Origin of the sequence: Streptomyces sp. NPDC089915 (assembly GCF_040684675.1) — a bacterium.
In the GTDB taxonomy this organism is placed as follows: domain Bacteria; phylum Actinomycetota; class Actinomycetes; order Streptomycetales; family Streptomycetaceae; genus Streptomyces.
Window position 1 is genome coordinate 1 of record NZ_JBFBGN010000221.1, and the last position, 6,564, is coordinate 6,564.

Annotated in this window: 5 protein-coding genes; 4 read left to right on the plus strand and 1 reads right to left on the minus strand. The window is 76.4% G+C overall.

The genetic code is table 11. The features are described from left to right. Window positions 1–81: 81 nt before the first annotated feature. Genes AB0O29_RS33560 through AB0O29_RS33570 form a run of 3 tightly spaced genes read left to right on the plus strand, consistent with a single transcriptional unit; the run spans window position 82 to window position 4,171 of the window. Entirely contained in the window at window positions 82–2,175 is a 2,094-nt protein-coding gene (locus AB0O29_RS33560; RefSeq protein ID WP_365159515.1) for a putative cobaltochelatase, read from the plus strand. Further along, window positions 2,175–2,774 (plus strand): cob(I)yrinic acid a,c-diamide adenosyltransferase, encoded by a 600-nt coding sequence (cobO, locus tag AB0O29_RS33565; protein ID WP_352212342.1) that lies wholly within the window; start codon window positions 2,175–2,177, stop codon window positions 2,772–2,774. Before AB0O29_RS33560 ends, cobO begins: the two co-directional genes overlap by 1 nt. Beyond that, a complete protein-coding gene (locus AB0O29_RS33570; RefSeq protein WP_365159518.1) occupies window positions 2,768–4,171 on the plus strand; it encodes a cobyrinate a,c-diamide synthase in 1,404 nt (467 codons plus the stop codon). The genes cobO and AB0O29_RS33570 overlap by 7 nt, the downstream gene beginning before the upstream one ends. 20 nt (window positions 4,172–4,191) lie before the next feature. On the opposite strand, the gene AB0O29_RS33575 is transcribed toward AB0O29_RS33570, so the two are convergent. After that, on the minus strand, window positions 4,192–4,941 hold the full coding sequence (locus AB0O29_RS33575; protein WP_365159521.1) for a ZIP family metal transporter: 750 nt from the start codon (window positions 4,939–4,941) through the stop codon (window positions 4,192–4,194). A gap of 128 nt (window positions 4,942–5,069) precedes the next feature. Here AB0O29_RS33575 and cobC point away from each other — a divergent pair, with 128 nt between their 5' ends. After that, a complete protein-coding gene (cobC, locus tag AB0O29_RS33580; RefSeq protein WP_365159523.1) occupies window positions 5,070–6,479 on the plus strand; it encodes an Rv2231c family pyridoxal phosphate-dependent protein CobC in 1,410 nt (469 codons plus the stop codon). Window positions 6,480–6,564: the final 85 nt, after the last annotated feature.

Genomic DNA, 6,564 nt, shown 5'->3' on the forward strand with positions numbered 1-6,564 from the left:
GCTCCGCCCCCGGACCCCCGGTCCTCAAACGCCGGACGGGCTGAATCGCACGCGTACCCGTACAGAAGGAGTGAGCACCGCATGAGCACCCCCTACCCGTTCACCGCAGTCGTCGGCCAGGCCGACCTGCGGCTGGCGCTCCTGCTCAACGCCGTGAGCCCCGCGGTCGGCGGTGTGCTCGTGCGGGGCGAGAAGGGGACCGCCAAGTCCACCGCCGTGCGCGCGCTCTCCGCCCTGCTCCCCCAAGTGGACGTCGTCCCCGGCTGCCGGTTCTCGTGCGCGCCCGGCGCGCCCGACCCGGCCTGCCCGGACGGCCCGCACGAGTCCGGCCCCGGCGCCGAGCGCCCCGCGCGGATGGTCGAACTGCCCGTCGGCGCCTCCGAGGACCGGCTCGTCGGCGCCCTCGACATCGAGCGGGCCCTCGCCGAGGGCGTGAAGGCCTTCGAGCCCGGCCTGCTGGCCGACGCGCACCGCGGGATCCTGTACGTCGACGAGGTCAACCTGCTCCACGACCACCTGATCGACCTCCTCCTCGACGCGGCCGCGATGGGCGCCTCGTACGTGGAGCGCGAGGGCGTGTCCGTGCGCCACGCGGCCCGTTTCCTCCTCGTCGGCACCATGAACCCCGAGGAGGGCGAGCTGCGGCCGCAGCTGCTCGACCGGTTCGGGCTGACCGTGGAGGTCGCGGCCTCCCGGGAGCCCGCCCAGCGCGTCGAGGTGGTGCGCCGCCGTCTCGCGTACGAGGACGATCCCGCGGGCTTCGCCGTCCGCTGGGCCGGGGACGAGAGCGAGGTGCGCGCACGGGTCGTGGCCGCGCGGGCGCTCCTCCCGCAGGTGGCGCTCGGGGACACCGCGCTGCTCCAGATCGCCGCCACCTGCGCCGGCTTCGAGGTCGACGGCATGCGCGCCGACATCGTGATGGCCCGTACGGCGACCGCCCTGGCGGCCTGGGCCGGGCGTACCTCCGTCCTGAAGGAGGACGTCCGCCAGGCGGCCCTGCTGGCGCTGCCGCACCGCCGCCGGCGCAACCCCTTCGACGCGCCCGGACTGGACGAGGACAAGCTCGACGAGATCCTGGACGGCTTCCCCGACGAGGAGCCGGAGCCCGAGCCCGACCCGGAGCCCGAGGGTCCGGACGACGACAACGGCGGCGGCCCCGGCGGGGACGGCGGCGGGGTGCCCCCGCAGGGCGGCGGCCCCGAGACCGGGCACGCGCCCGACGCGCCGCAGCAGGAGGAGACGGCGGCCCCGGAGGCGCAGCCCTCCGCCCCCCAGAGCGGGGCCGGCGGGGCCGAGCAGGCCGCCGTGGCGGCGGCCGAGCCGTTCCGCACCAAGATGCTCAGCGTGCCCGGCCTCGGTGAGGGCGCGGCCGGGCGCCGCTCGCGGGCCCGTACCGCGCACGGCCGCACCACCGGCTCCCAGCGCCCCCGGGGGCAGCTGACGAAGCTGCACCTGGCGGCGACGGTGCACGCCGCCGCCCCGCACCAGAAGGCGCGCGGGCGCTCCGGCCCGGGGCTGGTCGTGCGCAAGGACGACCTGCGGCAGGCGACCCGGGAGGGCCGCGAGGGCAACCTGGTGCTGTTCTGCGTCGACGCCTCCGGCTCGATGGCGGCCCGGCAGCGGATGAGCGCCGTCAAGGGCGCCGTGCTCTCGCTGCTGCTCGACGCCTACCAGCGCCGGGACAAGGTCGGCCTGATCACCTTCCGCGGTGCGGACGCCGAGCTGGCGCTGCCGCCCACCTCCTCCGTGGACGCGGCCGCGGCCCGGCTGGAGAAGCTGCCGACCGGCGGCCGCACCCCCCTCGGCGCGGGCCTGCTCAAGGCGCACGAGGTGCTGCGGATCGAGCGGCTGCGGGACCCCTCGCGCCGTCCGCTGCTGGTGGTCGTCACCGACGGGCGGGCCACCTCGGCCGGGTCCGTCGGCGGCGACCCGCGCGAACTGTCGGGGCGCAGCGCCCGGCTGCTGGCCGCCGAGGGCGTCACGTCGGTGGTCGTGGACTGCGAGTCCGGGCCGGTGCGGCTGGGGCTCGCGGGGGTGCTGGCCGCCGATCTGGGCGCGCCCGCCGTGACCCTCGACGGGCTGCGGGCCGACTCGCTGGCCGGGCTCGTCAAGAACGTACGTACCGCAGTGACCCACACTGCGTCACCCAACAGCGTCTCCAGGAGGGCCGCGTAATGCCGCAGGGACAGCCGACCGTCGTTCCCGACGACGGACTCACGACGCGTCAGCGCCGCAACCGCCCGCTCGTCTTCGTCCACACCGGCCCGGGCAAGGGCAAGTCGACGGCCGCGTTCGGGCTGGCGCTGCGCGCCTGGAACCAGGGCTGGCCGATCGGGGTGTTCCAGTTCGTCAAGTCGGCGAAGTGGAAGGTCGGCGAGGAGAACGCGCTGAAGGTGCTCGGCGCCTCGGGTGAGGGCGGCTCCGTCGTCTGGCACAAGATGGGCGAGGGCTGGTCCTGGGTCCAGCGCGACGCGCAGCTCGACAACGAGCAGGCGGCGAAGGAGGGCTGGGAGCAGGTCAAGCGCGACCTGGCCGCCGAGACGCACCGGCTGTACGTGCTGGACGAGTTCGCGTACCCGATGCACTGGGGCTGGATCGACGTGGACGAGGTGATCGAGGTGCTGCGCAACCGCCCCGGCACCCAGCACGTGGTCATCACCGGCCGCAACGCCCCCGAGAAGCTGGTGGAGTTCGCGGACCTGGTCACCGAGATGACCAAGGTCAAGCACCCGATGGACGCCGGCCAGAAGGGCCAGAAGGGCATCGAGTGGTGATCTCGTCCACTGTGCCGCGGCTGGTCATCGCCGCGCCGTCCTCCGGCAGCGGCAAGACCACCGTGGCGACGGGCCTGATGGCGGCCTTCGCGGAGCGCGGCCTGGCCGTGTCCCCGCACAAGGCCGGGCCCGACTACATCGACCCCGGGTACCACGCGCTGGCCACGGGCCGGCCGGGGCGCAACCTCGACGCGTTCATGTGCGGGCCGGACCTGGTGGCCCCGCTGTTCGCGCACGGGGCCGCCGGGTGCGACCTCGCGGTGGTCGAGGGCGTGATGGGGCTCTACGACGGGGCCGCGGGGCGGGGCGAGCTGGCGTCGACGGCGCAGGTGGCGAAGCTGCTGCGGGCGCCGGTGGTGCTGGTGGTCGACGCGTCCTCGCAGTCCCGGTCGGTGGCGGCGCTGGTGCACGGCTTCGCCTCGTTCGACCCGCAGGTGCGCCTGGGCGGGGTGATCCTGAACAAGGTGGGCTCCGACCGGCACGAGGCGATGCTGCGGGAGGCCCTGGAGGAGGCCGGGATGCCGGTCCTCGGCGTCCTGCGGCGGGCTCCGCAGGTGGCGACCCCGTCCCGGCACCTGGGCCTGGTCCCGGTGGCGGAACGCCGTGCCGACGCGCTGGCGGCGGTGGCCGCACTGGCCGACCAGGTCCGCACGGGCTGCGACCTGGACGCCCTGATGGCCCTGGCCCGTACGGCCCCGCCGCTGGCGTGCGAGCCGTGGTCGCCCGAAGCGGCCGCGGCGGCGCGTGAGGCGCGGGGTCCCGGCGCAGGCCGCCCCCTCGTCGCCGTCGCCGGCGGGCCGGCGTTCACGTTCTCGTACGCCGAGCACGCGGAGCTGCTGCGGGCCGCCGGGGCGGACGTCGTCACGTTCGACCCGCTGAACGACGAGGCCCTCCCGCCCGGCACGAGCGGGCTCGTGATCGGCGGCGGCTTCCCCGAGGTGTACGCGCCGGAGCTGTCGGCCAACGAACCGCTCCGCGCGGCCGTCGCCGCCTTCGCGGCGGCCGGCGGCCCGGTCGCGGCGGAGTGCGCCGGGCTGCTCTACCTGGCGCGGTCCCTGGACGGGAAGCCCATGTGCGGGGTGCTCGACGCCGACGCCCGGATGTCGGAGCGGCTCACGCTCGGCTACCGGGAGGCGGTGGCGGTGTCGGACAGCCCGCTCGCGGCGGCCGGCACCCGGCTGCGGGGGCACGAGTTCCACCGCACGGTGGTCGAGCCGGGTTCCGGGGCGGCTGCGGCCTGGGGGTTCACGCATCCCGAGCGCCGCGTCGAGGGTTTCGTCCAGGGGAACGTGCACGCCAGCTACCTGCACACGCACTGGGCGGCGCAGCCGTCCGTGGCCTCCCGGTTCGCCGCGGCCGCGGCGGACTTCGCGGCGGCCGCGGCGCACCGCCCGTGACCCCGGACGGCCCCGTCCGCTCAGTCCGCGAGCCCGACCACCAGCCAGATCCCGGCCACCCCGCCCACCGTGCACATCAGCGTGGACAGGGCGGGGTGCCGGTGGTGCGCCTCGGGCAGGATCTCGGCCGCCGCCAGGTACAGCAGGACCCCGCCGAAGAATCCGAGGTACGCCCCGAGGGGTTCCTCCGGAAGGGTGAACAGCGCGGTGGACGCGGCGCCGACGACGGGGGCCGCGGCGTCGGCGAAGAGCATCATCAGGGCCTTGCGGCGGGCGTTCCCGTACAGCCGGGTGAGGGTGTACGTGTTGAACCCGTCGGCGAAGTCGTGGGTGATGACGGCGAGCGCGACGGCCACCCCCATCCCGCCTCCGACCTGGAAGGCGACGCCGAGGGCGACCCCGTCGGCGAGGCTGTGTCCGACCATCGCCGCGGCGGCGGTGAGCCCGACCTGCGGGACGCGGCCGCCGTGGTCGTGCCCGTGGCCCGCACCGTTGCTCCCGCCGTGCGCGGCCTGCCGCACCGCGAGCAGACGTTCCACGACGTGGGCGACGAGGAAGCCGGCCACGAACAGCAGCAGGGCGAGCGGGACCCCGAAGACCTCCCGGCCGGCGGCATGGAGGGCCTCCGGGAGCAGGTCCAGGCCGACGACGCCGAGCATCAGCCCGCCGGCCAGGCCCAGGACGAGGTGGCGGCGGTCGGTGACGCGCTGGGCCGTCCAGCCGCCCGCCAGCGTCATCAGGAACGCGCCCAGAGCCACGATCAGCGCCATGTGCCCCTGGATACCCACTGGCGGCGCCGCGCGCACTTCCGCCGCACGGGCGGCGGGCGTCACCGTGATGACGACAGACGACAGACGACGGACACCAGTACGGAGGGAGGACCCCGGTGGGCGAGTACGTGACGCGGCTGGTGGTCGGGGTCGGCGGACGCGCGGGGGTTTCCGTGGAGGAGGTCTGCGCGCTGGTCGAGGAGACCCTGCGCGGGGCCGGGCTGACCACCGGGGCGGTGACGGCGCTGGCGACGGTGGACTCGAAGACGCTGGAGCCCGGGATCGCGGGCGCGGCGGAACGATTCGGCGTGCCGTTGGTGGGCTATCCCGCCGAGGAGCTCGCGCGGATCCCCGTCCCGCACCCCTCGGCGGCCGTGCACGAGGCCGCGGGGACCGCCTCGGTGGCGGAGGCGGCGGCGCTCGCGGGCGGCGGGGAGCTCCTCGTGCCCAAGCGGCGTTCGGTGGCGGCGACCTGTGCGGTGGCCGGAGCCGAGGAGCACGACCTGCGCCACCACGGGGACGCGGAGGTGGCCGACGCGGGCGACGGGCTCGTGGACCTCGCGGTGAACGTGCGGTCGGACACCCCGCCGGCCTGGCTCAAGGAGCGGATCGCGGCCTCCCTCGGGGACCTCGCGGCGTACCCGGACGGCCGGGCGGCGCGGGCGGCCGTGGCCCGGCGGCACGGGCTGCCGGCCGAGCGGGTGCTGCTGACGGCGGGGGCGGCGGAGGCGTTCGTGCTGATCGCGCGGGCGCTGGAGGCGGAGCGGCCGGTGGTGGTGCACCCGCAGTTCACCGAGCCGGAGGCGGCCCTGCGGGACGCGGGGCACCGGGTGGAGCGGGTGGTGCTGCGGGCCGAGGACGGGTTCCGGCTGGACCCGGCGGCGGTGCCGGAGGAGGCGGACCTGGTGGTGGTGGGCAACCCCACCAACCCGACGTCGGTGCTGCACCCGGCGGCGACGCTGGCCGCGCTGGCCCGGCCGGGGCGGACCCTGGTGGTGGACGAGGCGTTCATGGACGCGGTCCCGGGCGAGCGGGAGGCCCTGGCCGGACGGATGGACGTGCCGGGGCTGGTGGTGCTGCGGAGCCTGACGAAGACGTGGGGGCTGGCGGGGCTGCGGATCGGCTACGTGCTGGCCGAGCCGGAGGTCATCGCGAAGCTGGCGGCGGCGCAGCCGCTGTGGCCGGTGTCGACGCCCGCGCTGGTGGCGGCGGAGGCCTGTGTGGCGCCGGAGGCGCTGGAGGAGGCGGAGGAGGCGGCCCGGCGGATCGCCGTGGACCGGGCGCACCTGCTGGCGGGGCTGGCGGAGTTCGAGGAGGTCACGGTCTCGGGGGTGGCGGAGGGGCCGTTCGTGCTGGTCCGGATCCCCGGCGGGGCGGAGGTCCGCACGCGGCTGCGGGCGCTGGGCTTCGCGGTGCGCAGGGGGGACACGTTCCCGGGGCTGGACGCGTCGTGGCTGCGGCTGGCGGTGCGGGACCGGGCGACGACGGGGCGCCTCCTCCAGGCCCTGGACCACGCCCTCGCGCTGGCCGCGCCGTAACGGGGGCCTCCCGGGGGCTCCGCCCCCGGACCCCCGCGCCTCAAACGCCGGCGGGGCTATGAATAGCCCCGCCGGCGTTTGAGGC

Coding starts and splice junctions, on each gene's coding strand:
- AB0O29_RS33560 (WP_365159515.1), top strand. CDS start 82: ATGAGCACCCCCTACCCGTTCACCGCAGTCGTCGGCCAGGCCGACCTG.
- cobO (WP_352212342.1), top strand. CDS start 2,175: ATGCCGCAGGGACAGCCGACCGTCGTTCCCGACGACGGACTCACGACG.
- AB0O29_RS33575 (WP_365159521.1), bottom strand. CDS start 4,941: ATGGCGCTGATCGTGGCTCTGGGCGCGTTCCTGATGACGCTGGCGGGC.